The following is a 25,066-nucleotide window of genomic DNA, read 5'->3' on the forward strand; positions in this document are numbered from 1 at the left end:
AATGGTCGAAACCTTACTGGAAGTCCGCAACCTGAGTAAGACCTTTCGCTACCGCACGGGGCTGTTTCATCGTCAAACTGTCGACGCGGTGAAGCCGCTGAGCTTTACGCTGCGTGAAAAACAGACCCTGGCGATCATCGGCGAGAACGGTTCCGGGAAATCCACCCTGGCGAAAATGCTCGCTGGCATGGTTGAACCGACTGCAGGCGAAGTGCTGATTGACGATCATCCTCTGACGTTCGGCGACTACTCTTTCCGCAGCCAGCGCATCCGCATGATCTTCCAGGATCCGTCTACCTCGCTTAACCCGCGCCAGCGCATTTCGCAGATCCTCGATTTTCCGCTGCGTCTGAACACCGACCTGGAGCCAGAGGCGCGCCGTAAGCGCGTATTTGAAACCCTGCGTATGGTTGGGCTGTTGCCGGATCACGAAAGCTACTACCCGCATATGCTGGCACCAGGCCAGAAACAGCGTCTGGGTCTGGCGCGTGCGTTGATTTTGCGGCCAAAAGTGATCATTGCGGATGAAGCGCTTGCCTCGCTGGATATGTCGATGCGCTCGCAGCTGATTAACCTGATGCTGGAATTGCAGGAAAAACAGGGGATCTCGTATATCTACGTCACCCAGCATCTGGGAATGATGAAGCACATCAGCGATCAGGTGATGGTCATGCACCAGGGTGAAGTGGTAGAGCGCGGCAGCACCGCGGATGTGATGGCCTCTCCGCTTCATGAACTGACAAAACGGCTGATTGCCGGTCATTTCGGTGAAGCATTAACCGCCGATGCGTGGAGAAAGGACCGCTAAGCGCGACGCTTCACAAAAACTACCCCATTAAATTAAGGATTAAATAATCTGCGTGCGCTATTTAATCCTTTAATTTTCGTCTCCATCCCTGCTCCATATTTTAAGCAATATCAATCAACAGTTCTTCTCCAGAATATCCGGACATTACGGAGGAGAAGAAATGAACACCGCCACTTACGTTTTAAAATACACAGAGTATCTCATCAGAAAATGCCGCTCATTTTTAGTGACGGACCTGCATTTTCATACCGTGAGGCTTAAAAAATCGACCGGGGAAACTCCTGACATTAACTCGCCCACGACGTTGAGTGAAAAAATATGTCATCGTCTGGTCTATGACCATAATAAATTCTACACGATGCTTGCGGATAAACTCGCCGTTCGGGCATACGTTTCCTCCAGAACAACGCGCGTGAAAACGGTGCCATTAATTGGCGTTTATACCCGGCCGTCGCAGATTGATTTTTCAATTCTTCCTGACAAATTCGTCCTTAAGTGCAACCATGACAGCGGCAGCACAATAATATGTACAAACAAAGCGCAATTTAATGAAAAAGAAGCGTGTAAAAAGCTGAGCCTCGCGTTAAAGAAAAATCTTTACTACACCACGCGCGAATGGCAGTACAAAAACATTACGCCGAGCATACTTTGCGAGCCGTTTGTCGATCTCTTCGACGATGCTGACAGAAACACAACGCCCGAAATGCTGAGGATCCACTGTTTTCATGGCGTTGCCCACTATGTAGAAGCAGATTTTACGGATGATAACGGCAAAGGGTTTATCAACGTTTATGACAGGCAGTGGAACTTACAACCCTTCCGGATGGAATATCCGAATACTTCAGCAACGCCTGGCGAACCGCTCTTGTTCCGTCAGGCACTGTTGGCCTCCCAGGAGCTGGCGGATGGAATTGACTACTGCCGCGTTGACCTTATGCTAAAAAAAGATGAAATCTATTTCAGCGAAATAACCTTAAGCCCAAGACGCGGTAAACTGACGATTACCCCGCAGGAATGGGATGCTAAATTAGGAAAAATATGGCATTTATCGCCGGCAGGCAGATTTGACCTGCCGCTGAAGCTCACGAGTCGGGCCAGGTGAGCTTAAATATCGAGTGGTTTTGCGTCGATAAGGTATAGGAAACATCGCCACCATGAGCCAGCATGATGGCTTTTACCACCGACAAGCCCAAGCCACAGCCTTCCGGGTTCACATGTCTGGCGCCATTATCGCGCTGAAAGGGCTGAAACAGGAAATCATGAAACTCTCTGGGGATGCCCGGTCCCCCGTCCTGAATAAGGATATAATTGCCTTTATCAGAAACGCCATTTTTCACGATGAGCGTGCGCGAGGTTGAATAGTGTAAGGCATTATCAAATAAAACGGTCAGACACTGATTGATGCGTAATGGATCGAATACGCACTGCTGCTCCCTAAGGTCTGTATTGACGGTAAACGCCTTACGGATGAACTCGGGCATGAACGTATCAAGTGCGTTCTGTATTGTCCCTTTTAGATCGGTTTTGGACTGGCATAACGTGTATCCCGCCCCGCCATCCGAACTGACAACCCGGAGATCTTCAATCAGGCGGGTTAACCCTTCCGTCTGTTTGAGAAGATTATTAAACAGCACCGGATCCGGGGTAAAAACGCCGTCAACCAACCCCTGAAGCCGTCCGCGTAAGATCGTGACCGGGGTTCTCAGCTCATGCGCGATAGCGGCATTCCAGGATTTCCTCTGAATATCCAGCGTCTGTAATTTTTCCGCCATTTCATTGAAATCCGTCACCAGGTGATTGATCTCACCCAGCCGGGAACTGGCGCAAAATGCCCTGGCGTCCAGATCGCCCTGAGAAATCTTTTTCAGGCTGGACGCTACCGCGTTTAGCGGGGTGAGTATCCGCGATGAAAGTTTGACCGTGAAAAAGAGGGCAATAATCATACTGATCGTAGTCGCGGTCCCAATCCATGCCCAGTCCCACATCGTCATCTGCTCGTCATCGCCCGCAGCAGGGCCGCCCGGGAGGTGATCCAGAATAAAGGAGTAAAAAAACCAGGAGCCGAGTATGGCGATGGCAATGATCGTAAACGTCAGCAACAGCATATACGTTAAGATCTGACGACTCAGGACAGACTCTTTGTTCATTTCTTTTCCCCAAGCCGGTAACCCATGCCTCTGATGCTCTCGGGAACACCGTAAAGGCCGGCCAGCTCCAGTTTTTTACGCAACTTGCTCATGTGGCTATCGACCGTTCTGTCGAGTGTATCCCCTTCCGGCAGACACGCATTGAGTAGCTCTTCGCGTGAGCAGACCTTTCGCGGATATCTCACCAGGTATGTGAGCAATTTAAATTCGGTCGTCGTTAATACCGGGGAGACAACCTCTGCCCCCACGGTGACTTCCACGTAGAAGTCATCCGGGTAGACCGTAATAAATGGCGTTCTGAGCGGCTGGGAACCCGCCTGCTGAAGCGCGGGTTTTGTCCTGCGCAGCACCGCCTCAACCCGGGCGACGACTTCAGAAGGGTTGAAGGGTTTGATCACGTAATCATCCGCGCCCAGCCTCAGCCCCATGAGCTTATCGACATCCTGATCGAGAGCGGAAACCATAATGACGGGGACAGCGCTTTCCTGACGAAGCGTGGTAAGTACGCTCCAGCCGTCACATACGGGCAGGTGAATGTCCAGCAATATGAGATCCGGTTTATGGAGGCGATTGAGCGTTATGGCCTGCTCGCCCTGCCTGGCTCTGAGCGTTTTCATTCCCGAACGCTCTAAGTAGCTCATCAGTATATCGGCGATTTCGTCTTCATCTTCAACAATAAGGATCAGCGTATTTTTGTGCATTTTATCTCCGTGGGTGAAATCCCTTTGAGCACGCTATCAGATATCTTTAGCACAATAAGACACGGCCTCCGCGAAAAAGTGCCGTGGTCACGAAAATTTCCAGGTTGATTTAAATGCCCGGTTATTTCTCCACACAGCCTACACATTCAGTCAATAAAGACTCGACAATGTCCGCGCATAATCGCTATTGAGGCATAGTCCTTTGTGCATTGCGCGTTGCAAATTACCACTGTTTCTTCAAGATTTTATGAAGTTGGCTGAAATAATGAACATGGAACTTTCTAAATATTTCTCTCCTAAAAAACTGGGTATATATTCCCTGTTCCTGCTGCTGTCGTGGGGATTACTTTATACCTGGCTGGTACTGGTGCACAGAATGGATGAAAAAGTCGCCTCGACGCTGCTCTCTTCACCCATTATCTATGGCTGCATCGCATTGTCGGTGGTCTCTCTGATGATCCAAAATAAAGCCGGCGCGTTGACTGAGCTACTCGTCGTCGCCTTCTGGCTGATGATGATTTTTGTCTATCTCATTATTACGTTCACCGTACTGTTAAACGCGATGCCCGATATCGAAGATCTGATCTTTTACTACGAGTGTTATTTGATCATTTTTTTTGGCGGAGCACCGCTGTACCTCATTATTAGAATGATTTGAGCCGCTGCTCCACACGTCCTCCATAAACCGCCCATGTCCGCTAAACAGGCGCGCGGTAGAGTCTCTACCTCACTCTTTCACACAAAAATAACTCACTGAAAAGTCTGACATGACTTACCCATAATGATGAACCGTAATAATAATTTTCGTTCTTCTGAACCTGCCGGAGTGATGCACTCGCTAAAAAAACTCGCGATACGGCACCGGAAAAAACTGGTTGTCACTTTTTTCCTGGTGGTGGCCGAAAACGTGACGTTTTTACTTTATCCCGTTCTGGCTGGCATCGCGATAAATGCCATCCTCGCCGGTGAAACGCTTAACGCCGCGCTGTATGGCCTGATGGTACTTTGCATGTGGTTCATCGGTGCGGCCAGACGAAGCGTAGACACGCGCACGTTTGCACGCATTTATGCCGGACTCGCGGTTTCCGTCGTCCTGGCACAGCGCAAATACCAGCTTAACCATTCGGCGATCGCCGCCAGGGTAACGCTCTCGCGCGAATATGTGGATTTCTTTGAAATGCACCTTCCCCTGCTTATTACCTCGCTGAGCTCACTTTTTGGTGCCGCAATCATGTTGTTGTTTATTGAATTTTGGGCCGGCGTCATGTGCTTTGCGATTGTATTTATCCTGCTCGGATTTGTCTCAGAATATGCCCGTAAAAATGAATGGCTGTTCATGCGCCTGAATAATCGGCTGGAAAAAGAAGTGGATTATGTCCATAAGGCGGGCACGGCCACGCTTCACCGACATTACTCCACGCTGGCGCGTTTACGTATCGCATTATCTGACCGCGAGGCGTGGGGCTATTTGTGGGTTGGCGTGCTTGTTGCCGCGCTTTTTACGCTGACCATCGTCTGGATGACGCGCTCAACCGGCATCACCGCCGGACATATTTACTCGGTGATGACCTATATGTGGATGTTCGCAACGAGCCTCGATGACGCGCCGCAGCTTCTTGAGAAATTTTCGCAGCTCAGGGATATCGGCAAGCGCGTATCCACTGATGATGAAATTCACGTAACCGGACGTTAATTTAATGCCGCATTTTTTTATTGAACGCCCCGTTTTCGCCTGGGTAGTAGCGCTTTTTATCGTTCTGGCAGGACTCCTGTCTATTCCCCGTTTACCGGTTGCGCAGTATCCGGCGGTAGCACCGCCTGGAATCATTATTTCCGTCAGTTATCCGGGGGCCAGTCCCGATATCATGAACACGTCGGTGGTATCGTTAATCGAGCGCGAAATCTCTGGCGTAGATAATTTGCTCTACTTTGAATCATCCAGTGACACAACCGGTTCGGCATCGATTACCGTCACGTTTAAACCGGGCACGGACATCAAGCTGGCGCAGATGGATCTGCAAAATCAGATTAAGATCGTCGAGCCTCGTCTACCTCAGGCGGTAAGGCAAAACGGGATTAACGTCGAGGCCGCTAACTCTGGCTTTTTAATGATGGTGGGGCTTAAGTCCGCGACGGGTCAATTTGAGGAAGCCGATTTAAGCGACTATTTTGCCAGAAACGTCAGTGACGAGCTTCGTCGCGTGCCCGGCGTAGGGAAAGTTCAGCTGTTTGGCGGCGAAAAAGCGCTGCGCATCTGGTTGGATCCCATGAAGCTCCACGGCTACGGGCTTTCGGTAAGCGATGTTCTTACCGCCGTTGGCCAGCAAAATGCCCTGGTTTCGCCCGGCAAAACGGGAGATGAGCCCGCCTCTGCAGGACAAGGGGTGACGTATCCCATCACCGTGAAGGGACAGCTCTCCTCGGTAGAGGCGTTCAGGAATATCACCCTGAAATCTGACGCATCCGGCGCCCGCCTGAAACTGTCCGACATTGCGCGGATTGAATCTGGCCTGCAAAGCTACGCCTTTGGTATCCGTGAAAATGGCGTGCCCGCAACGGCGGCAGCAATCCAGCTCTCGCCTGGTGCGAATGCGATGAGTACGGCTTCCGGCGTACGGGCGCGCATCGACGAACTTTCCCGGGTGTTACCCGAAGGAATGGCGTTTACGATCCCCTTCGATACCGCGCCGTTTGTGAAACTTTCTATCATGAAGGTTGTTCAGACATTTGTAGAAGCGATGGTCCTCGTCTTCCTGGTTATGCTGCTGTTTCTGCACAAGATACGCTGTACGCTTATCCCGGCGATTGTTGCTCCCGTCGCACTTCTTGGCACCTTCACCGTGATGCTGTTGAGCGGCTACTCCATCAATATTCTGACGATGTTCGGTATGGTGCTGGCGATAGGCATTATCGTTGATGATGCCATTGTGGTCGTGGAGAACGTTGAACGACTGATGGAGGAAAAAAGCCTGTCCCCGCGTGACGCCACGCGGCAAGCCATGCAGGAAATCACCCCGGCGATTATTGGCATCACGCTGGTGCTGACCGCCGTCTTTATTCCCATGGGGTTTGCGGAAGGATCCGTCGGGATTATCTACCGACAATTTTGTATTTCCATGGCGGTTTCCATACTGCTGTCCGCGTTTCTTGCCCTGACGCTGACGCCTGCCCTGTGCGCAACGTTACTCAAGCCGCATAAGGCAGGAAAGAGCGGAGGCGGAAGGTTCGCGGTCGGGTTTAACGCGCGCTTCCGTTCGCTCACCGCCTGTTACGAAGCCGGGCTGGGTGCCGTTCTGAAGCGAACCGGGCGTATGCTGCTCCTGTACGCTGCGCTTTGTGCTGCGCTGTTTTTGGGATTGTCTTCGCTACCATCGTCTTTTCTGCCGGATGAAGATCAGGGCTACTTTATGTCCTCAATCCAGTTGCCTTCAGATGCCACGATGCAGCGTACCCTCAACGTGGTTAAAAAATTTGAAGAGGAAATTGCGACCCGGCCGGATATTGAAAGCAACATTATGATCCTGGGCTTTGGATTTTCAGGTTCAGGGCCAAACTCGGCTATGGCCTTCACCACGCTGAAAGACTGGAAAGATCGGCAGGGCTCGACGGCCCAGGGGGAAGCCGACCGGATACAGGCCAGCATGGCAAACGTCTCTGATGCCGTCACGATGAGCCTGCTCCCGCCGGCCATTTCGGATATGGGCACCTCGTCGGGCTTCACCTGGTACGTGCAGGACAGAGCGGGACTGGGCTACGAGGCGTTAAAGCGCGCTGCCGACGCGCTGGTCCTGCAGGCCAACCAGCGCCCTGAACTGAGTGACGTGTATATAGACGGTCTGCCGGAAGGAACAAACCTTGCGCTCCAGTTGGACAGAGAAAAGGCGGAAGCAATGGGCGTCTCGTTTGATGAAATCAACCAGACGCTCTCCGTCACCCTGGGCTCAAATTACGTTAATGACTATACGAACAACGGCCGCGTTCAGCAGGTGATCATTCAGGCCGATGCGCCCTACCGAATGCAGCCTGAGCAGATACTGACATTATCAGTGAAAAACCGGATGGGACAGATGGTGCCGGTATCGACGTTTGCCACGCTTTCCTGGAACGTTGCGCCCCAGCAGCTGACGCGTTATCAGGGATATTCGGCTATTCGCATTACCGGAAATGCGGCGCCGGGAGCATCCAGCGGCACCGCAATGAAGGTTATGGAGAGTTTGTCCAGAGATTTACCTCAGGGCATGGCTGGCGAGTGGGCCGGGAGTTCATTGCAGGAGAGAAAATCGGAATCTCAGCTTCCGGGCCTTATCGTCCTGTCGATACTGGTCGTGTTTATGGTGCTCGCCGCCCTGTATGAGAGCTGGTCTATTCCATTTGCGGTCATGCTGGTCGTTCCGCTGGGTCTTATTGGCGCGGTGATCGCGGTGTCCGTTGCCGGCATGACGAATGACGTTTTCTTCAAGGTCGGCCTGATTACGCTTATCGGCCTGTCGGCCAAAAACGCCATTCTGATTGTTGAATTTGCGAGGCAGCTCCATCGCCAGGGGCAGCCCCTGCTGGCGGCAACCATTCATGCCGCCGGCCAGCGCCTGCGCCCTATTCTGATGACGTCGTTAGCCTTCACCTTAGGGGTTGTTCCGTTGATGCTGGCCCATGGGGCGAGCGACAGTACGCAGCATGCCATCGGTACCGGCGTATTTGGCGGGATGATTAGCGGTACGCTTCTCGCCATTTTCTTCGTACCGGTTTTCTTTATCGTCATCGCGCGCTTCATCGACAACCTCAGGAAAGCGTGAATACCCTTGCGGGATCGCGCTTCCTCGCTGGTTGGATGAGGCGAAGCTGTTGCCGGGTGATATACTGGACGAATGCTGAAATTTTGAGCCCCCGCGAGTCCGCGGCGCATTCTTCGGAGCAGGCGTCTTCGGAGAACAGCGAGAAATATCGTGACACAAGGGGCTGTGAGTGGGCTATAATTTCGAGCTAATTTCGAATGATTTTGAAATACTGCCTGTAACGCTATGAATTACAAGGCAAAATTAGCAATGAATATAAGGATTAAAGCTATGGGTTTTCTTTCCGGTAAGCGCATTCTGGTGACTGGCGTTGCCAGCAAACTGTCCATCGCATACGGCATCGCACAGGCAATGCATCGCGAAGGCGCTGAGCTGGCGTTCACCTACCAGAACGACAAGCTGAAAGGCCGTGTTGAAGAGTTTGCCGCGCAGCTGGGTTCCAGCATTGTTCTGGAATGTGACGTTGCACAAGACGAAAGCATCGACGGCATGTTTGCTGAACTGGCAAAAGCATGGCCGAAATTCGACGGTTTCGTTCACTCCATTGGCTTCGCTCCTGGCGACCAGCTGGACGGCGACTACGTGAACGCGGTTACCCGTGATGGCTTCAAAATCGCTCACGACATCAGCTCCTACAGCTTCGTTGCGATGGCGAAATCCTGCCGCGCGATGCTGAACCCGGGCGCAGCCCTGCTGACCCTGTCCTACCTGGGCGCTGAGCGTGCTATCCCTAACTACAACGTTATGGGCCTGGCGAAAGCCTCTCTGGAAGCCAACGTACGCTACATGGCGAACGCAATGGGTCCTGAAGGCGTGCGCGTTAACGCCATCTCTGCAGGTCCTATCCGCACCCTGGCAGCTTCCGGTATTAAAGATTTCCGTAAAATGCTGGCACACTGCGAAGCGGTTACCCCGATTCGTCGTACCGTTACCATTGAAGATGTGGGTAACTCTGCAGCATTCCTGTGCTCTGACCTTTCCGCTGGTATCTCCGGCGAAGTAGTTCACGTTGACGGCGGCTTCAACATCGCTGCAATGAACGAGCTGGAAATTAAATAAGCTGTGACTCTCTTCCCGCACGGGAAGAGAGTTTCCCCCCCGCACCGCCCCTTCGTTATTCCGTTCTGCTATTTGTTATCACCTAACAATATTTTTCCCTTTATCTGCCTTACGCCAGGATATTGATCGCCATTTTGAGATCAAGGAACGCACATGGAACAACGCCGTTTTTCCGGCAAAGGCCACTGGTATCACGAGACCCAGTCGAACCACGCGCAGACAGATGTTCTGCCTCTGGTGCCCGAAGCCGCTAACGTTGACGATCGTTTTTTGCTCGATTTAGCCCTGCCTGATGAGATTGTCGCCGCCTGTTCTGGCTGGCTTACCCCTGCCAGAGCCTTGTGCCACCAGCTGTTTCCGCTCTCGATTCCCGTGAACCGCCTGCATACGCTCAGCGCCTACGATCGGCTCAGCACCGCGCTAACGGTCGCCCAGGCCTGTGGCGTTCAGCGGCTTTGTAACCATTACGCCGCCCTCCTCGCCCCGCTTCCCGGCCCGGACTCCTCGCGTGAAAGCAACCGACGTCTGGCGCAAATTACGCAGTATGCCCGCCAGCTCGCCAGCTCCCCAGATGTCATTGATGATAAAGCGCAGAACCAGCTTGATGAGGTTGGCCTGTCAATATATGACATTGTGGTGATTAACCAGATTATCGGGTTTATTGGTTTTCAGGCGCGCGTGGTCGCGGTTTTTCAGGCGCTGTTAGGACACCCCGTTCGCTGGTTGCCAGGTCATCATATTCAGCCGCATACGCTGCCCGCGAGCCACGCCGCCTGGGTGCCGCTGTTGCCCGTCGTCGAGCTGCGCTATGCGAGTGCGCATCAGCTTGAGTCGCTGTCCCGCTGGCAGGCAGAATCCGCGCTGGAGGCACTGACGCCGGTCCTTTGCCACGAGCCGTCGCTGCTCGACCTGACCGGAGAAATCCTGTTAAACACCCGCGAAGCGATCCCGCTGACGTCCCCCGCACTTTCGGCGGCGGTCGAACTGCTGACGCGCTCTCCGGACCGCTTCAGCGCCGCGCAGTTTACCCCTCTCACGGATCAAGGACTTCCCGGCGAACATGCCATCATGCTGCTTACCCGAAGCGCGTTTGATGGCTGGCTCAATCGTTTGAAAGTCGCGTTTGGTAAAGAGGAATAACCATACTAATTACCCAAAGAGCGCTTGCTGAGACAGTGAGAATCGCGTAAAACTGTCAGCCGCTCAATGGCTACGAAAATAGAACATTATGTTTCAGGACAACCCGCTGCTAGCGCAGCTTAAACAGCAACTGCATTCCCAGACGCCGCGTGCAGAAGGGGTCGTAAAAGCCACGGAAAAGGGCTTTGGCTTCCTTGAGGTTGACGCGCAGAAAAGCTACTTCATTCCGCCTCCGCAGATGAAGAAAGTGATGCATGGCGATCGCGTCATGGCCGTCATTCATACCGAGAAGGACCGCGAGTCCGCCGAGCCGGAAGAACTGATCGAACCGTTCCTGACCCGTTTTGTGGGTAAGGTGCAGAGAAAAGACGATCGTCTTGCTATCGTGCCGGATAATCCCCTGCTGAAAGATGCCATTCCCTGCCGCGCCGCCCGTGGCGTTGAGCATGATTTTAAAGAAGGTGACTGGGCCGTAGCAGAAATGCGCCGTCATCCCCTGAAAGGCGATCGCGGTTTTTATGCTGAGCTGACCCAGTTCATCACCTTTGGCGCCGACCATTTCGTGCCATGGTGGGTCACGCTGGCACGCCATAATCTTGAAAAAGAAGCGCCGAACGGCGTAGCGACCGAGATGCAGGACGAAGGTCTGACGCGCCGCGATCTCACCGCACTGGAGTTTGTCACCATCGACAGCGCCAGCACGGAAGATATGGATGACGCGCTTTACGCTGAAGAAGGCGCCGATGGCAAACTCCATCTGACCGTCGCCATTGCCGATCCAACCGCCTGGATTGCCGAAGGCAGCAAGCTGGATGACGCCGCGAAAATCCGTGCGTTCACTAACTACCTGCCGGGCTTCAACATTCCGATGCTGCCGCGCGAATTGTCAGACGATCTCTGCTCGCTGCGTCCAAATGAAGTGCGCCCGGTCCTTGCCTGCCGCATGACGATCGCCGCAGATGGCGCGATTGAAGACGATATCGAGTTCTTTGCCGCCACCATCGAATCGAAAGCCAAGCTGGCCTACGATAACGTCTCCGACTGGCTTGAAAATACCGGTAGCTGGAAACCTGAATCAGACGCCATTGCCGCGCAAATCCGTCTGCTGCATCGCATCTGCCTCAACCGCAGCGAGTGGCGTAAAACCCATGCGCTGGTGTTCAAAGACCGCCCGGATTATCGCTTTGTTCTGGGTGAGAAAGGCGAAGTGCTGGACATCGTGGCCGAACCGCGACGCATTGCGAACCGCATCGTTGAAGAGGCGATGATTTCCGCCAACATCTGCGCCGCACGCGTGCTGCGCGACAAGCTGGGCTTTGGCATTTACAACGTCCACACCGGTTTTGATCCGGCGAATACCGAAGCGCTGGCGGCCCTGCTGAAGACTCACGATGTGCACGTTGATCCGGAAGAAGTGCTGACGCTGCCGGGCTTCTGCAAGCTTCGCCGAGAACTGGACGCGCAGCCGTCGGGTTTCCTGGACAGCCGCATTCGTCGCTTCCAGTCCTTCGCGGAAATCAGCACCGAGCCTGGCCCGCACTTTGGCCTTGGCCTCGAAGCTTACGCCACCTGGACATCGCCGATCCGTAAGTATGGCGATATGGTCAACCACCGTCTGCTGAAAGCGATTATCAAAGGTGAAACCATTGCCCGTCCTCAGGAGGACACAACGCTGCAGATGGCCGATCGTCGCCGCCTGAACCGCATGGCGGAACGTGACGTTGGAGACTGGCTGTACGCACGCTTCCTGCAGGATAAAGCCGGTACGGATACCCGTTTCGCCGCAGAGATCATTGATATCAGCCGCGGAGGTATGCGCGTCCGCCTGGTCGATAACGGTGCTGTCGCGTTTATTCCTGCGCCGTTCCTGCATGCGGTTCGTGACGAAATGGCCTGTAGCCAGGAAAACGGTACCGTGCAAATTAAAGGTGAAACAGTTTACAAAGTCACCGACGTGATTGACGTTACTATCGCCGAAGTTCGCATGGAAACCCGCAGTATTATCGCGCGCCCTGTCGCCTGATAACCGGTTCAATTGTCGGCCATTTCCTTTCCGGAAGGGCCGACAATTTTTCTTTTTATCCCCGCCACAAAATCATTATTTTTCCTTACTATTTTCAGTATCCCTTCGCCCAAAATCGCCATAATTATCTACAGTAAAAGAGTGTTGTTATATTCGGTTACGTGAATTTCTATACGCTCAGTATCCTTTTTCACTTGGCTCGTTTTATTATAAGAAAACAGGGAAAAACAACAGGTTAACTTCGGTTTTGCCGCTGTTTCTCAACGGAAAAGTCGACAGCAAATGAATAATTTGTGCGCTAATGAACAGCTGCGGGAGAAAACATGATGGACGATCTGGAGCAGAATTTGCTGTTTCGCTACATGGGGACTCACAGCCCGTGGTGGCGCCTGTCAGCTGACAGCAACGCTCTGCACCTTTCCACCAGCGAAAATGCCGATGTCACTCAGGTCGTGGCGCTGGACGATGAACAGGCCGATCTCATCCGTCATTTAACCGTTATTACCTCCAGCATTTCCATGTCGCTCTCCCTGTACGGGGAAGATGTCCCGGTTCATCTTGTGGGCCGTAAAATTACCCGCAACGAGTGGGCAGGCACCGCTTCCGCCTGGAATGATACGCCCTCCGTAGCACGCGATCTGGCTCAGGGGCTCTCTTTTGCGGAACAGGTTGTCTCCGAGGCCAACTCCGTCATTGTTATCCTCGATCAGCACGGCAATATTCAACGTTTTAACCGGCTTAGCGAAGAGTACACCGGCCTGAAAGAGCAAGAAGTCATTGGTCAGAACGTATTTAAGCTGTTTATGAGCCGCAGCGAAGCGGCAGCCTCAAAGCGCAATATTACCGGTTTTTTTCGCAACGGCAGCTCCTACGAAGTCGAACGCTGGATCAAAACGCGTAAAGGGCAGCGGCTGTTTCTGTTCAGAAACAAATTCGTGCACAGCGGCAGTGGTAAAAATGAAATTTTCCTCATCTGTTCCGGGACAGATATTACCGAGGAGCGCCGCGCTCAGGAGCGGCTGCGCGTGCTGGCCAATACCGATACCATCACCGGCCTGCCAAACCGCAATGCGATCCACGATCTCATTTCTGACGCCATCGACAACCGCGGCGACACGCAGGTGGGCGTGGTGTATCTCGATCTGGATAACTTTAAAAAGGTCAACGACGCTTACGGGCATATGTTTGGCGACCAGCTGTTGCAGGCTGTCGCCCTCGCCATTTTGAGCTGTCTGGATGAAGAACAGGTGCTGGCGCGTCTAGGCGGCGATGAGTTTATCGTCATGGCCACCAATACCTCTCAGGGCTCTCTGGAGGCGATGGCGTCGCGCATTTTAACCCGTCTGCGCCAGCCGTTCCGAATCGGTCTGATTGAGATTTATACCGGCTGCTCTCTGGGTATCGCCCTCGCCCCGCAGCACGGGAACGACCGGGAAAGCGTTATTCGCAACGCCGATACCGCCATGTACACTGCCAAAGAGAACGGCCGGGGCAAGTTCTGCGTCTTCTCACCCGAGATGAACCAGCGCGTGTTTGAGTATCTCTGGCTGGATACCAACCTGCGCAAAGCCCTGGATAACGATCAGCTTCTGATCCACTATCAGCCGAAAATAACCTGGCGCGGAGAAGTCAGAAGCCTTGAAGCGCTGGTCCGCTGGCAATCACCAGAACGCGGCCTGATCCCGCCGCTGGAGTTTATCTCTTATGCCGAGGAGTCGGGGTTGATTGTGCCGCTGGGCCGCTGGGTGATGCTCGACGTGGTTCGTCAGGTGGCAAAATGGCGCGATAAGGGAATAAACCTGCGCGTGGCGGTGAACGTCTCTGCACGCCAGCTGGCCGACCAGACCATCTTCAGCGACTTAAAGCAGGCGCTGAAGGATCTGAATTTTGAATACTGCCCGGTCGACGTCGAGTTGACCGAAAGCTGTCTTATCGAAAATGAAGAGCTGGCGCTGTCCGTGATCCAGCAGTTCAGCCGACTCGGGGCGCAAATTCATCTGGATGATTTTGGCACCGGCTACTCTTCCCTTTCTCAGCTGGCCCGCTTCCCTATCGACGCCATTAAGCTCGATCAATCTTTCGTCAGGGATATTCATAAGCAGTCTATTTCCCAGTCGCTGGTGCGCGCTATCGTCGCGGTAGCGCAGGCGTTAAATCTGCAGGTGATTGCCGAGGGTGTGGAAAATGCAAAAGAAGACGCCTTTCTGACCAAGAACGGCGTCAACGAACGGCAGGGTTTTCTGTTTGCTAAGCCGATGCCCGCTGCCGCATTCGAGCGATGGCTAAAACGATATCAAGCGCGAAATCAACGTTAACTGGCTTTACGCAGGCCCGCCGCGTGATGGCGGTTTTGCAGCGTGACCAGACGCTCCATGTAGGCGATATCTTTCGGCTCCAGGCAGAAAGCGGCATCAACCCAGTCTTCCGTGATGTCCATCAGTTCACTGCGGGGCAATTGCAGAACGCGCGTACGGGCGCGCAGCATCGCCCTTACGCCATTCAGTTTTGGCCGCAGCGTATCGATGAAGGTTCGCGTAGAGACATAGCTTTGTCCCGGTTCAAACAGGACATCCACCAGCCCGTGCTGCTCGTACCATTCAGCCGTATGGGATTCCCCTTTGTAGATGAGTTCCTCCGCCAGCTTCATGCCTGCACGGCGTGCAACCAGGGAATATCCTCCCATACCCGGAAACAGGTTGAAGGCAATCTCCGGGAAACCTAAACGGGCATCGCGCTGAGCCAGGACGAAATGGTGCGCCAGAGCGGCCTCAAACCCGCCCCCTAACGCACTGCCTTCGACCATTGCCAGAGTGATGGCTCCCGTATCAAACCCCCGCGAGGCCGCATGGACGCAATCAACGCAGGCGCGCGCGTACGCCCGTAACGCTTCCCGACGTCCGTTCTGAATGCACTCGACGAAGAACTGTAAATCACCGCCCGTATTGTACATCTCGGGAACCAGCGATCCGGTTACCCAAAAATCAACCGCAAACCCGGACTGGCGAACCAGCCATGAAAAGTTCATGATCTCCTCTATTAACGCATGGTTAAAGCAAGGACGTGGCTGAGCCCGCAGCATCATCCAGACCGTGTGACGCTCCGCCTCGTAATACCCTGACAGCTGCGTGAACCGTTCAGTATCGGTAAACAGTGTGCAGGTAGGCTGATTGATAACTGTCATAGTCTAATTCCTCTTATAAAAAAGCGCCTTGCGCGCAGTTTTAGACTAATCCACTCATTAAGCCTGCTGCATGAGGGGGAATAAATTTATCACTTACGTTTATGTAATTTAGTTATTGCATTTTTTCCCTTCTCTTTTGATCCTATTTTCTGCATCATTGAAAATATTAACTTTTCGCGCCTGGGGTGAGATTATGTCGACTATTGACGCACAAGCTGTAGCACAACGAATTGATACCGTGCTGGATATCCTGGTGGCGGGCGATTATCACTCTGCTATCCGTAATCTCGAGATCCTGAAGTCTGAACTTCTTGCTCAGAATGGTGCCGACAATGCGCCAGAAAACGGACAGCCAAAAGCGCCGTGGGAAGTTTAATCCCACCGTCTCCGACCTCGTTTCGCTTTATTAAATGGATGCTATGAATTCCCGACAACAACTCATTTTGCAGATGGTCATCGATCAGGGACGCGTAAGCGTAGTCGATCTCGCTAAAACCACTGGCGTGTCTGAAGTCACCATTCGTCAGGATCTTAATCTGCTGGAAAAACAGAGCTACCTGCGTCGCGCGCACGGATATGCTGTCCCGCTGGACAGTGATGACGTTGAGACGCGTATGATGAATAACTACGCGCTCAAACGTGAACTGGCGGAATTTGCCGCGTCACTGGTGAACAACGGCGAGACCGTCTTTATTGAAAACGGCAGCAGTAATGCCCTGCTGGCGCGCACGCTTGCCGATCAAAAAGACGTTACCATCATCACCGTCAGCAGCTATATCGCGCATTTGCTCAAAGAGACGCGCTGCGAGGTGATTCTGCTGGGCGGTATTTACCAGAAAAAAAGTGAAAGCATGGTTGGCCCGCTGACCCGTCAGTATGTTCAGCAGGTTCATTTCAGCAAGGCCTTTATCGGGATTGACGGCTGGCAGCCTGAGACAGGTTTTACCGGCCGGGATATGATGCGCTCTGACGTCGTGAATGCCGTGCTGGAAAAAGAGTGTGAAGCCATTGTATTGACCGACAGCTCTAAATTTGGCGCAGTTCACCCTTATACGATGGGCCCGGTTTCACGCTTTAGCCGCGTGATTACCGATGAACGGTTGAGCGACGCGCACCGTAATAAACTGGAAGATGACGGGCTGATCGTCAATATTATTAAAATGACCGCCTGAGTTCCCTCCGCGCCCGAATTTCGGGCGCATACGCCCTTCTTTCTCTGAGATGATTCCTGGTACTTCTTTAAGAGTTTTTACCTGTTTAACCTGCATTAAAGTCGTAAAATTAATGTTAGCGATATAACAGGAAGTGACTATCACCTGCGTGATTACGTAACGCCTGCGCGACCAGCTTTCACGGAGAACAGAATTAAGTATTCGATTCGTCTATACTTAACGTGTACATCTTTCCGTGAATCGATAATTCAGGAGAAAGTATTATGACCTTAACCAGCAAAAAATTAGCCGCCGCTGTTCTGGCAATCACTGTAGCAATGTCCCTGAGCGCGTGCTCTAACTGGTCTAAACGTGACCGTAACACCGCTATTGGTGCCGGTGCCGGTGCTCTCGGTGGTGCAGTATTAACGGATGGTAGTACGCTGGGTACATTAGGTGGCGCTGCTGTCGGTGGTATTATCGGTCACCAGGTTGGCAAATAATTATTATCTAAGCCTTCCCCGGTATTGCGATATTTGAACGCATTTCAGGTCTGACATACGCACGTATATAACACGAGCCACGGCATTTGCCGTGGCTCATTTATTTTAACCGCCTGCCAGTTTGACTTTCATACCTTTGGCTTCCAGCAGAGATTTTATTAAATCGCGCTTATCTCCCTGGATTTCAATAATGCCGTCTTTCACGGCGCCGCCGCAGCCACATTTCTTTTTCAACTCGGCCGCCAGCTTTGCCAGTTCAGCATCATTCAGGTCAATGCCGGAGATAAGGCAAACCCCTTTCCCTTTTCGTCCACTGGTTTGACGCTGGATCCGAACGATGCCGTCCCCTTTTGGACGTTCCACTTTCGCTTTCGGCTCGTCTATACGCCCACTATCAGTTGAATAGACCAGACGGCTGTTGGAATCGGTCATTAGGCCCCCTTTTTCAGCGATGCGTTGATAGCCTTAAGCGTCTCAGCCGGGTTGGCAGACTGCGTCACCGGACGCCCGATGACCATGTAGTCAACGCCAGCAGCCAGCGCCTGCTCAGGCGTCATAATACGGCGCTGATCGCCCACGTCGCTGCCTGCAGGACGGATACCCGGCGTAACCAGTTTAAAATCCTGGCCCAGCGCTGATTTGAAACGTACCGCTTCCTGTGCGGAGCAGACGACGCCATCCAGGCCGCAATGCTGCGTCAGACGCGCGAGACGTTCGGCATGCTCGGCGGGTGACAACGTCACGCCCAGGTCGCGAAGATCGTTTTCGTCCATACTGGTCAGCACTGTGACCGCAATCAGCAACGGTGCATCTTTACCGAACGGCAGGAGCGCCTCACGGGCGGCGGTCATCATTCTTGCCCCACCCGATGCATGGACGTTGACCATCCATACGCCCAGCTCTGCGGCTGCGGCAACCGCGTGCGCCGTGGTATTCGGGATATCGTGGAATTTCAGATCGAGGAAAACGTCAAAGCCGCGCTGCTGCAGATCGCGAACGATTTGCGGTCCAAACAGCGTGAACATCTCTTTGCCAACTTTCAGACGGCAGTCGCGAGGGTCGATGCCGTCGACAAACGCCAGTGCAGCGTCACGCTTATTGTAATCAAGCGCAACAACAACAGGAGAATCCGTAATTACGCGGGAAGTGGAGGATGTAACAGACGTCATGACCAGCCCTTTTCGTCTATGGGCGCGCAGCGGCGCGGAACAGATAAACGGCCAGCATTCTACCTGCCGACGCCGCAAATTGACAGGATCCATTTACGCGCCTGCCAGGCCGACAAACCGCACGGAGTTCAGGATATGGGAAAAACAATTAGTATGTTGTAACTAAAGTGGAGTGTTTTAAAAAAATTACTGCCCGTCCAGACCACGGATTGGCTTGATGGTGGACCAGGCGCGGCAGGAAGGACAGTGCCAGTAGAGCGTATACGCGGTAAAACCACACTTCTGGCAACGATAGCGCGGCTTGCTGCGCACCTGTTCGCCAACCATGTCGCGCAGCACCATCAGGCTCTCTTTGGCGCGCCCTTCTTCAGCGTCGTTCAGGTGGTAATCCATCAGCTTATGGAACACCCGCATGGTCGGATGGCGCTGCAGCTGACGCGTAATATAAACCTGCGCGGTGTCGCTTCCCTCATACTGCTCAACGACGTCTGAGAGCATCAGTTCAGCGGTGGCACCGGTATTTTCTTCCACGCAGCGACGCAGGAAAGCTACCCACTCTTCCTGCTTGTCCAGCTGTTGATAGCAGGTTTGCAGCATTTCCAGCGTTTCACTGACCAGCTCTTTGTCCTGGTCGATAACCCGCAGCAGGCTTTCAACGGCTTTGGCGTAGTCGCCACTCGCCATAAAGACGCGCCCCATCATGATGGAGATTCGCGCGCTGTTGGGGTCCGCGGCGGCGCCTTTCTTCAGCAGCGCCATGGCTTTATCCATGTCGTCGTTGCCCATCTGCTGAAGAGCAAGTTCACAGTAGAAATGGGCGATCTCAACGCGCTGCTTATCTTTACCCAGCTTCACCAGACGTTCCGCGGTATCAATGGCTTTCTGCCAGTCGCTGGTGGCCTGATAAATCTGCAGGAGCTGCTGCAGCGCGCCGATGCGGAAATCTGTTTCGTCCACCAGCTGCGCGAACATATCTTCTGCGCGATCGTACAACCCTGCGGCCATGTAATCCCGCCCCAGCTGTTGCACCGCAAGGAGACGTTGATCGTAGGTCAGCGAGGCGCTTTCCATCAGGGTCTGGTGAATACGAATGGCGCGATCGACCTCGCCGCGCGAGCGGAACAGGTTGCCCAGGGTGAGATGCGCTTCAACCGTCCCCGTATCCTCTTTAAGCATATCGAGGAACAGGTCTACCGCTTTGTCCTGCTGATTGCTCAGGAGGAAGTTCACCCCCGCAACGTAGTCGCGGGAGAGCCGGTTGGCCTCATCCTGTTTTGTTTGTTGCGCACTTCTGCGGCCCATATACCAGCCATAGGCTGCGGCTACAGGCAAAAGCAGAAACAACAACTCCAGCATAGTCGATTATTCCTTCACGACCGGCACACCAGAGCTTTCCGGGATGTCAGACGCAGGGGCAATGTTATTTTCGAGTCGCTTAATTTTACGTTCAGCGCGCGCAAGAGAAACACGGACTTTAAGCCAGAACAGACCGCAAACCAGCCAGCCAATGGCAAATCCGGCAGCAAATAAGACCGCCAGCAGGCTCGAGACGCGATACTCACCCTGAGCCAGCAGATAGTTAAACGTCACCTGCTGATCGTTTTGTGCACCCAACGTGACTGAAATGACAAAAATCGCCAATACCAGTAAGAAAATGAGTAAATATTTCACATTACTTCCCGTTATGTGGTTCAAGCGAATAAAGTGTGTTCAATTCACCGCAATCAGCCTTATAAACTACCATTTTAGCGACGAGCGCGAAACGGAAAAAGTGACGCGCAGGTCATGGATCTATGGGCAAAATGCGGAATATCAACCGTCAGGCGTCTGTCTGGTCCCTTTCGGCAATTTCTTCTTTCTCTTCTGGCGGTGGCGTTAGCGGGCCACAGAATCGTTCAGTGAGCCAGGTCGCCAGCACGATCAGCAGCCATGAGATGAGCGTGGCGACGACCAGGTCGCGCGGCCAGTGCATCCCCAGCAGCAGGCGGCTGCCCATGACTCCCGTCGCCCAGACCAGTAAAATCACGATAGTGATCGTTCGGCGCCTTGGCCAAAGCAGCCCAACCCCCAGCAACGCCCAGCTGGCCGCAAACATGGTGTGACCGGAAGGAAACGCGAACCCGGTCTCTTTCTGCCAGTGTTTACGCAAGAATTTCGGGATATCCTGCTGTTCCGCAAGCTGTTCTTTCACCAGCGCGCCACGATCTTTACGCTTTAAATTGTAGAACTCATCCACCGGAACATGATGCGTTTTTTCTAGCCAGACGACAAAAGGACGCGGTTCCTGAACGCGATCTTTAACCCAGGACTTCACGCCCTGGCCGACAAGGATAGCGCCCCCAAGGATCGCAAAGAGCATCAGCGCCGCGCGCAAACGAAAGCGCAGGCACCACAGAAACCAGGCGCAGAGGAGTACGTGGGTAATAATCCCCCACGGCTGGGTGACCGTTTCCGTTATCCAGTATAACGTTTTCAGCCACGTGGCATTATGCCCGGGCTGCCACATCCAGCCTGAAAGCCATACGGCCAGAGGCATAATCAGTAAAATGGCCGCACCTGCTGCCGTACGTCTGGCGATTGAAAGCATGTCTTCTCCTTTTTCGCTAAGCGTCACAATCATAACTGAAATTAATCATCCTGGTGGATATGTCGGATCGTGCGTTTAACGTTCATATAGCATGGTGCCCATTAGGCGAACCTGCTGAGCTTGTGGCAAAATGAACTGATACAGAAAGCAAAACAGGGCAAAGGCACGAAACGTGTCAGCCTACTCTGGAGAATCACATGCAGCTTAAACGTGTGGCAGAAGCCAAACTGCCAACCCCATGGGGCGATTTCCTGATGGTGGGTTTTGAAGAACTGGCAACCGGACAGGATCATGTCGCGCTGGTTTATGGTGACATTTCAGGGCAGACGCCGGTTCTGTCCCGCGTCCATTCAGAGTGTCTTACCGGCGACGCGCTGTTCAGCCTGCGCTGTGATTGTGGTTTCCAGCTGGAAGCCGCCCTGTCTCATATTGCAGAAGAAGGCCGCGGTGTGCTGCTTTATCACCGTCAGGAAGGTCGTAATATTGGTCTGCTGAATAAAATCCGCGCCTACGCGCTTCAGGACCAGGGCTACGATACGGTTGAAGCAAACCATCAGCTTGGCTTTGCCGCTGACGAACGCGACTTCACCTTATGCGCCGATATGTTCAAGCTGCTGGGCGTGGACGAAGTTCGCCTGCTGACCAATAACCCGAAAAAAGTGGAGATCCTGACCGAAGCGGGGATCAACATCGTCGAGCGCGTACCGCTGATTGTCGGCCGTAACCCGAAGAACGCCCACTACCTGGATACCAAAGCCGCCAAAATGGGTCATCTGCTGAAAGAGTAATGCTAAAAAGCCCGGCACGGGTGCCGGGCTCGTTTCATCAATCCAGCATCTTACGAATCACATAATGTAAAATGCCGTCGTTCTGGTAATAGGTCAGCTCGGTTGCCGTATCAATACGGCACCGGCAATCCAGCACCTCGATTTTCCCGTCTGCCCGCGTTAACTTCACCGGCACCGTTTTCCCCGGCTGCAGGTTTTGCAGACCGCTAATCTCAATCTGCTCTTCCCCGGTCAGTCCCAGCGTTTTACGCGTCACGCCCTGCGGAAACTCGAGCGGCAGGATCCCCATACCAATCAGATTCGAGCGGTGAATACGTTCGAACGATTCGGCGATGACCACGCGAACGCCAAGCAGACGCGGACCTTTCGCCGCCCAGTCGCGGCTGGAGCCGGAACCGTACTCTTTCCCGGCGATCACCGCCAGCGGCGTACCTTCCTGTTGATATTTGACCGCCGCATCATAAATCGAAACCACTTCCGTTCCCGGCAGATGGCGCGTCATGCCCCCTTCTACGCCCGGGACCATTTCGTTACGAATGCGGATGTTGGCAAAGGTCCCGCGCATCATGACCTCATGGTTGCCGCGACGCGAGCCGTAGGAGTTAAAATCGCGGCGTTCGACGCCCCGGCTCTGCAGATAACGGCCTGCCGGGCTATCGGCTTTGATACTCCCCGCCGGAGAGATATGGTCGGTCGTGACGGAATCCCCCAGCATCGCCAGTATGCGCGCGCCGTGGATATCCTTAAGCGGTGCCGGCTCGGCCAGCATCTCATCAAAGAACGGCGACAGACGAATATAGGTCGAGTCATCCTGCCAGTCGTAGGTATCTGAGCCCACGACGTTGATGGTTTTCCACTCCGGCGTGCCTTCAAAGACCTCCGCATACTCTTTGCGGAACATCTCGGTTGAGACCTTTTCAACGGCCAGCGCGATTTCACGCGAAGATGGCCAGATATCTTTCAGGTAGACAGGGTCATTCTTGCGATCGTGCCCAATCGGATCGGTCGCCAGGTTGATATTCATGTTGCCTGCAAGGGCATACGCCACGACCAGCGGCGGCGAGGCAAGCCAGTTGGTTTTCACCAGCGGGTGAATACGCCCTTCAAAGTTTCGGTTACCGGACAGGACCGCGCCTACCGTCAGGTCGCCCTGCTTAATCGCCGTTTCAATCGGTTCAGGCAGTGGGCCGGAGTTACCAATGCAGGTCGTACAGCCGTAGCCCACGAGGTTAAAGCCCAGCTCGTCAAGGTACGGCGTCAGTTTGGCCTGCGCCAGATAATCCGATACCACTTTGGAACCCGGTGCCAGCGAGGCCTTGACCCATGGCTGAGGTTTTAGCCCAAGCTCTACCGCCTTTTTAGCCAGCAGACCTGCCGCCATTAAGACGCTGGGGTTCGAGGTGTTGGTGCAGGAGGTAATGGCCGCAATAACAACCGCGCCGTCCGGGAGCTGATACTGATGTCCGTTCAGGACATAGTCGACTGGACGGTGGTCTTTCTGCGCCACGTTCACTTCCAGGGCATTGCTGGCGGCAAAGGCTTTTGGCACGTCACTCAGCGCAACCCGATCCTGTGGACGTTTCGGCCCGGCGAGGCTCGCCTCGACGCTTCCCATATCGAGTTCAAGCGTGCTGGTGAAGACCGGTTCATCGCCCGGGTTTCGCCACATGCCCTGCGCTTTGGTATAGGCCTCCACCAGCGCGACCTGCTCTTCGCTGCGCCCGCTAAGGCGCATGTATTCCAGCGTGACGTCATCGATGGGGAAAAAGCCGCAGGTTGCACCGTATTCAGGCGCCATATTGGCAATGGTGGCACGGTCGGCAAGCGGCAGCGAATCCAGACCATCACCGTAGAATTCTACAAACTTGCCCACCACACCATGCTTACGCAGCATCTGGGTGACGGTGAGCACCAGATCGGTGGCGGTAATGCCTTCAGACAGCTTGCCGGTGAGCTTGAAGCCCACCACGTCAGGGATAAGCATGGACACCGGCTGGCCGAGCATGGCCGCTTCCGCTTCGATACCCCCGACGCCCCAGCCCAGCACGCCCAGACCGTTGATCATGGTGGTATGGGAGTCCGTGCCCACCAGCGTGTCCGGATAGGCGACCCACTCTTTATCCTGCAATTCACTCCAGACGGCTTTACCCAGATATTCAAGGTTCACCTGGTGACAAATACCGGTACCCGGCGGGACCACGCTAAACCGGCTGAACGCCTGCTGCCCCCACTTAAGAAACACGTAGCGCTCGTGGTTGCGTTCCATCTCCAGACGCACGTTCTCGCCAAAGGCGTCGTCATCACCAAAGCGGTCAACGGTTACGGAGTGGTCAATGACGAGGTCAACGGGGGAAAGCGGATTCACTTTTGCCGTATCTCCGCCGAGACGCTTAACGGCCTCGCGCATCGCGGCTAAATCAACGACGGCCGGGACACCGGTAAAGTCCTGCATCAGCACCCTGGCCGGGCGGTAGGCGATTTCTCTGTCGGCATGGGCATTTTCCAGCCACCCTGCCAGCGCCTTGATATCATCGAGGGTGACAGAGTCACCGTCCTGCCAGCGCAATAGGTTTTCCAGTAAAACTTTCAATGACTTGGGTAAACGCGAAATGTCCCCAAGCGTTCTGGCAGCCAGCGGCAGGCTGTAGTAATGCCAGGTTTTATTTTCTGCCTGTAACGTATCCTTACTGGCTTCGCGTAGGGTTAACGACATAAGCTCCTCCTTAATCACAGAGATGCCCCGACAATCATCAGGGCCGTAATTAAAGATAACACAAAGATGTCGTAACGTTTTGATAACAACCCAAATTGATAAATTTAGGATTGGTCCAGAAAGGAAAAACAAAAAACCCCGCCGTAGCGAGGTTTTACAATTTAGTGGAGGGCCAACCAGATGAGCTGACTCCAGAACAGAATCGACACGGTAAAAACGCCGATCCATGACCAGTATTTGTGAGACGTCATGTTATTCATCATAGGGACACTAGGCATTATTTATTAAAAGATCCGAGGTAAG

At 53.7% G+C, this 25,066-nt stretch carries 23 protein-coding genes; 13 read left to right on the forward strand and 10 right to left on the reverse strand.

What is annotated here, in order from left to right:
• Position 1: 1 nt before the first annotated feature.
• On the forward strand, positions 2-808 hold the full coding sequence (gene sapF / locus ACOTZC_RS05820; RefSeq protein WP_023312051.1) for a putrescine export ABC transporter ATP-binding protein SapF: 807 nt from the start codon (positions 2-4) through the stop codon (positions 806-808).
• Between the two features lie 160 nt (positions 809-968).
• Positions 969-1,910 carry an ATP-grasp fold amidoligase family protein gene (locus ACOTZC_RS05825; protein WP_023312052.1) on the forward strand — a complete coding sequence of 314 codons (942 nt, stop codon included), beginning with the start codon at positions 969-971 and terminating at the stop codon, positions 1,908-1,910.
• Here ACOTZC_RS05825 and ACOTZC_RS05830 read toward each other — a convergent pair.
• Complete coding sequence (locus tag ACOTZC_RS05830; protein WP_045400155.1) at positions 1,891-2,955, reverse strand: ATP-binding protein; 1,065 nt, start codon at positions 2,953-2,955, stop codon at positions 1,891-1,893. The genes ACOTZC_RS05825 and ACOTZC_RS05830 overlap by 20 nt on opposite strands.
• Positions 2,952-3,656 (reverse strand): response regulator, encoded by a 705-nt coding sequence (locus tag ACOTZC_RS05835; RefSeq protein ID WP_045400158.1) that lies wholly within the window; start codon positions 3,654-3,656, stop codon positions 2,952-2,954. Before ACOTZC_RS05835 ends, ACOTZC_RS05830 begins: the two co-directional genes overlap by 4 nt.
• Positions 3,657-3,927: 271 nt before the next feature.
• On the opposite strand from ACOTZC_RS05835, the gene ACOTZC_RS05840 reads away from it, so the two are divergent.
• The 7 genes from ACOTZC_RS05840 (at position 3,928) to pdeR (ending at position 14,986) form a co-directional block, all read left to right on the forward strand.
• Complete coding sequence (locus tag ACOTZC_RS05840) at positions 3,928-4,314, forward strand: transporter (RefSeq protein WP_421635657.1); 387 nt, start codon at positions 3,928-3,930, stop codon at positions 4,312-4,314.
• 123 nt (positions 4,315-4,437) lie between these two features.
• Complete coding sequence (locus tag ACOTZC_RS05845; protein ID WP_168964388.1) at positions 4,438-5,349, forward strand: ABC transporter six-transmembrane domain-containing protein; 912 nt, start codon at positions 4,438-4,440, stop codon at positions 5,347-5,349.
• A 4-nt stretch (positions 5,350-5,353) separates the two neighbouring features.
• Entirely contained in the window at positions 5,354-8,449 is a 3,096-nt protein-coding gene (locus ACOTZC_RS05850; RefSeq protein ID WP_421635658.1) for a multidrug efflux RND transporter permease subunit, read from the forward strand.
• Positions 8,450-8,719: 270 nt separating this feature from the next.
• Entirely contained in the window at positions 8,720-9,508 is a 789-nt protein-coding gene (fabI, locus tag ACOTZC_RS05855) for an enoyl-ACP reductase FabI (protein WP_003856831.1), read from the forward strand.
• A 153-nt stretch (positions 9,509-9,661) separates the two neighbouring features.
• Complete coding sequence (locus tag ACOTZC_RS05860) at positions 9,662-10,648, forward strand: CMD domain-containing protein (protein ID WP_421635659.1); 987 nt, start codon at positions 9,662-9,664, stop codon at positions 10,646-10,648.
• 88 nt (positions 10,649-10,736) lie between these two features.
• On the forward strand, positions 10,737-12,671 hold the full coding sequence (locus ACOTZC_RS05865) for an exoribonuclease II (RefSeq protein ID WP_421635660.1): 1,935 nt from the start codon (positions 10,737-10,739) through the stop codon (positions 12,669-12,671).
• Between the two features lie 323 nt (positions 12,672-12,994).
• On the forward strand, positions 12,995-14,986 hold the full coding sequence (pdeR, locus tag ACOTZC_RS05870) for a cyclic di-GMP phosphodiesterase (protein WP_029740520.1): 1,992 nt from the start codon (positions 12,995-12,997) through the stop codon (positions 14,984-14,986).
• Here the strand turns inward: pdeR and ACOTZC_RS05875 are convergent.
• Positions 14,983-15,852 (reverse strand): crotonase/enoyl-CoA hydratase family protein, encoded by an 870-nt coding sequence (locus tag ACOTZC_RS05875; protein ID WP_039263551.1) that lies wholly within the window; start codon positions 15,850-15,852, stop codon positions 14,983-14,985. The two genes, pdeR and ACOTZC_RS05875, sit on opposite strands and share 4 nt — an antisense overlap.
• A 193-nt stretch (positions 15,853-16,045) precedes the next feature.
• Here ACOTZC_RS05875 and ACOTZC_RS05880 point away from each other — a divergent pair, with 193 nt between their 5' ends.
• From ACOTZC_RS05880 to osmB, 3 genes are all read left to right on the forward strand, one after another.
• Entirely contained in the window at positions 16,046-16,228 is a 183-nt protein-coding gene (locus tag ACOTZC_RS05880) for a hypothetical protein (protein WP_029740522.1), read from the forward strand.
• Between the two features lie 43 nt (positions 16,229-16,271).
• Positions 16,272-17,024, forward strand: a complete 753-nt coding sequence (locus ACOTZC_RS05885) for a DNA-binding transcriptional regulator YciT (RefSeq protein WP_063409339.1) — start codon at positions 16,272-16,274, stop codon at positions 17,022-17,024.
• Between the two features lie 263 nt (positions 17,025-17,287).
• Positions 17,288-17,506: an osmotically-inducible lipoprotein OsmB gene (gene osmB / locus ACOTZC_RS05890; protein ID WP_008501216.1), complete on the forward strand. Its 219-nt coding sequence runs from the start codon at positions 17,288-17,290 to the stop codon at positions 17,504-17,506.
• A gap of 105 nt (positions 17,507-17,611) precedes the next feature.
• Here osmB and yciH read toward each other — a convergent pair whose 3' ends face one another.
• The 5 genes from yciH to pgpB all read right to left on the reverse strand — a co-directional run bounded on the left by yciH (position 17,612) and on the right by pgpB (position 21,262).
• Positions 17,612-17,938 carry a stress response translation initiation inhibitor YciH gene (gene yciH, locus ACOTZC_RS05895; RefSeq protein WP_045400174.1) on the reverse strand — a complete coding sequence of 109 codons (327 nt, stop codon included), beginning with the start codon at positions 17,936-17,938 and terminating at the stop codon, positions 17,612-17,614.
• Positions 17,938-18,675: an orotidine-5'-phosphate decarboxylase gene (gene pyrF, locus ACOTZC_RS05900; RefSeq protein ID WP_029740523.1), complete on the reverse strand. Its 738-nt coding sequence runs from the start codon at positions 18,673-18,675 to the stop codon at positions 17,938-17,940. The genes yciH and pyrF overlap by 1 nt, the downstream gene beginning before the upstream one ends.
• 186 nt (positions 18,676-18,861) lie before the next feature.
• A complete protein-coding gene (gene lapB / locus ACOTZC_RS05905; protein ID WP_047174185.1) occupies positions 18,862-20,031 on the reverse strand; it encodes a lipopolysaccharide assembly protein LapB in 1,170 nt (389 codons plus the stop codon).
• A gap of 6 nt (positions 20,032-20,037) precedes the next feature.
• Positions 20,038-20,346 carry a LapA family protein gene (locus ACOTZC_RS05910; RefSeq protein WP_023312067.1) on the reverse strand — a complete coding sequence of 103 codons (309 nt, stop codon included), beginning with the start codon at positions 20,344-20,346 and terminating at the stop codon, positions 20,038-20,040.
• A 148-nt stretch (positions 20,347-20,494) separates the two neighbouring features.
• Positions 20,495-21,262 carry a phosphatidylglycerophosphatase B gene (gene pgpB / locus ACOTZC_RS05915; RefSeq protein ID WP_059446799.1) on the reverse strand — a complete coding sequence of 256 codons (768 nt, stop codon included), beginning with the start codon at positions 21,260-21,262 and terminating at the stop codon, positions 20,495-20,497.
• Between the two features lie 197 nt (positions 21,263-21,459).
• Here pgpB and ribA point away from each other — a divergent pair, with 197 nt between their 5' ends.
• The gene (gene ribA, locus ACOTZC_RS05920; protein WP_008501210.1) at positions 21,460-22,050 is read left to right on the forward strand and encodes a GTP cyclohydrolase II; all 591 of its coding nucleotides are present in this window, start codon (positions 21,460-21,462) and stop codon (positions 22,048-22,050) included.
• A gap of 37 nt (positions 22,051-22,087) precedes the next feature.
• On the opposite strand, the gene acnA is transcribed toward ribA, so the two are convergent.
• On the reverse strand, positions 22,088-24,763 hold the full coding sequence (acnA, locus tag ACOTZC_RS05925) for an aconitate hydratase AcnA (protein ID WP_023312069.1): 2,676 nt from the start codon (positions 24,761-24,763) through the stop codon (positions 22,088-22,090).
• Positions 24,764-24,924: 161 nt separating this feature from the next.
• Positions 24,925-25,023, reverse strand: a complete 99-nt coding sequence (gene ymiC / locus ACOTZC_RS05930; protein ID WP_032623144.1) for a small membrane protein YmiC — start codon at positions 25,021-25,023, stop codon at positions 24,925-24,927.
• Between the last annotated feature and the right edge of the window lie 43 nt (positions 25,024-25,066).

Source organism: Enterobacter cloacae complex sp. SHL009 (assembly GCF_049237205.1).
GTDB lineage: Bacteria > Pseudomonadota > Gammaproteobacteria > Enterobacterales > Enterobacteriaceae > Enterobacter > Enterobacter cloacae_M.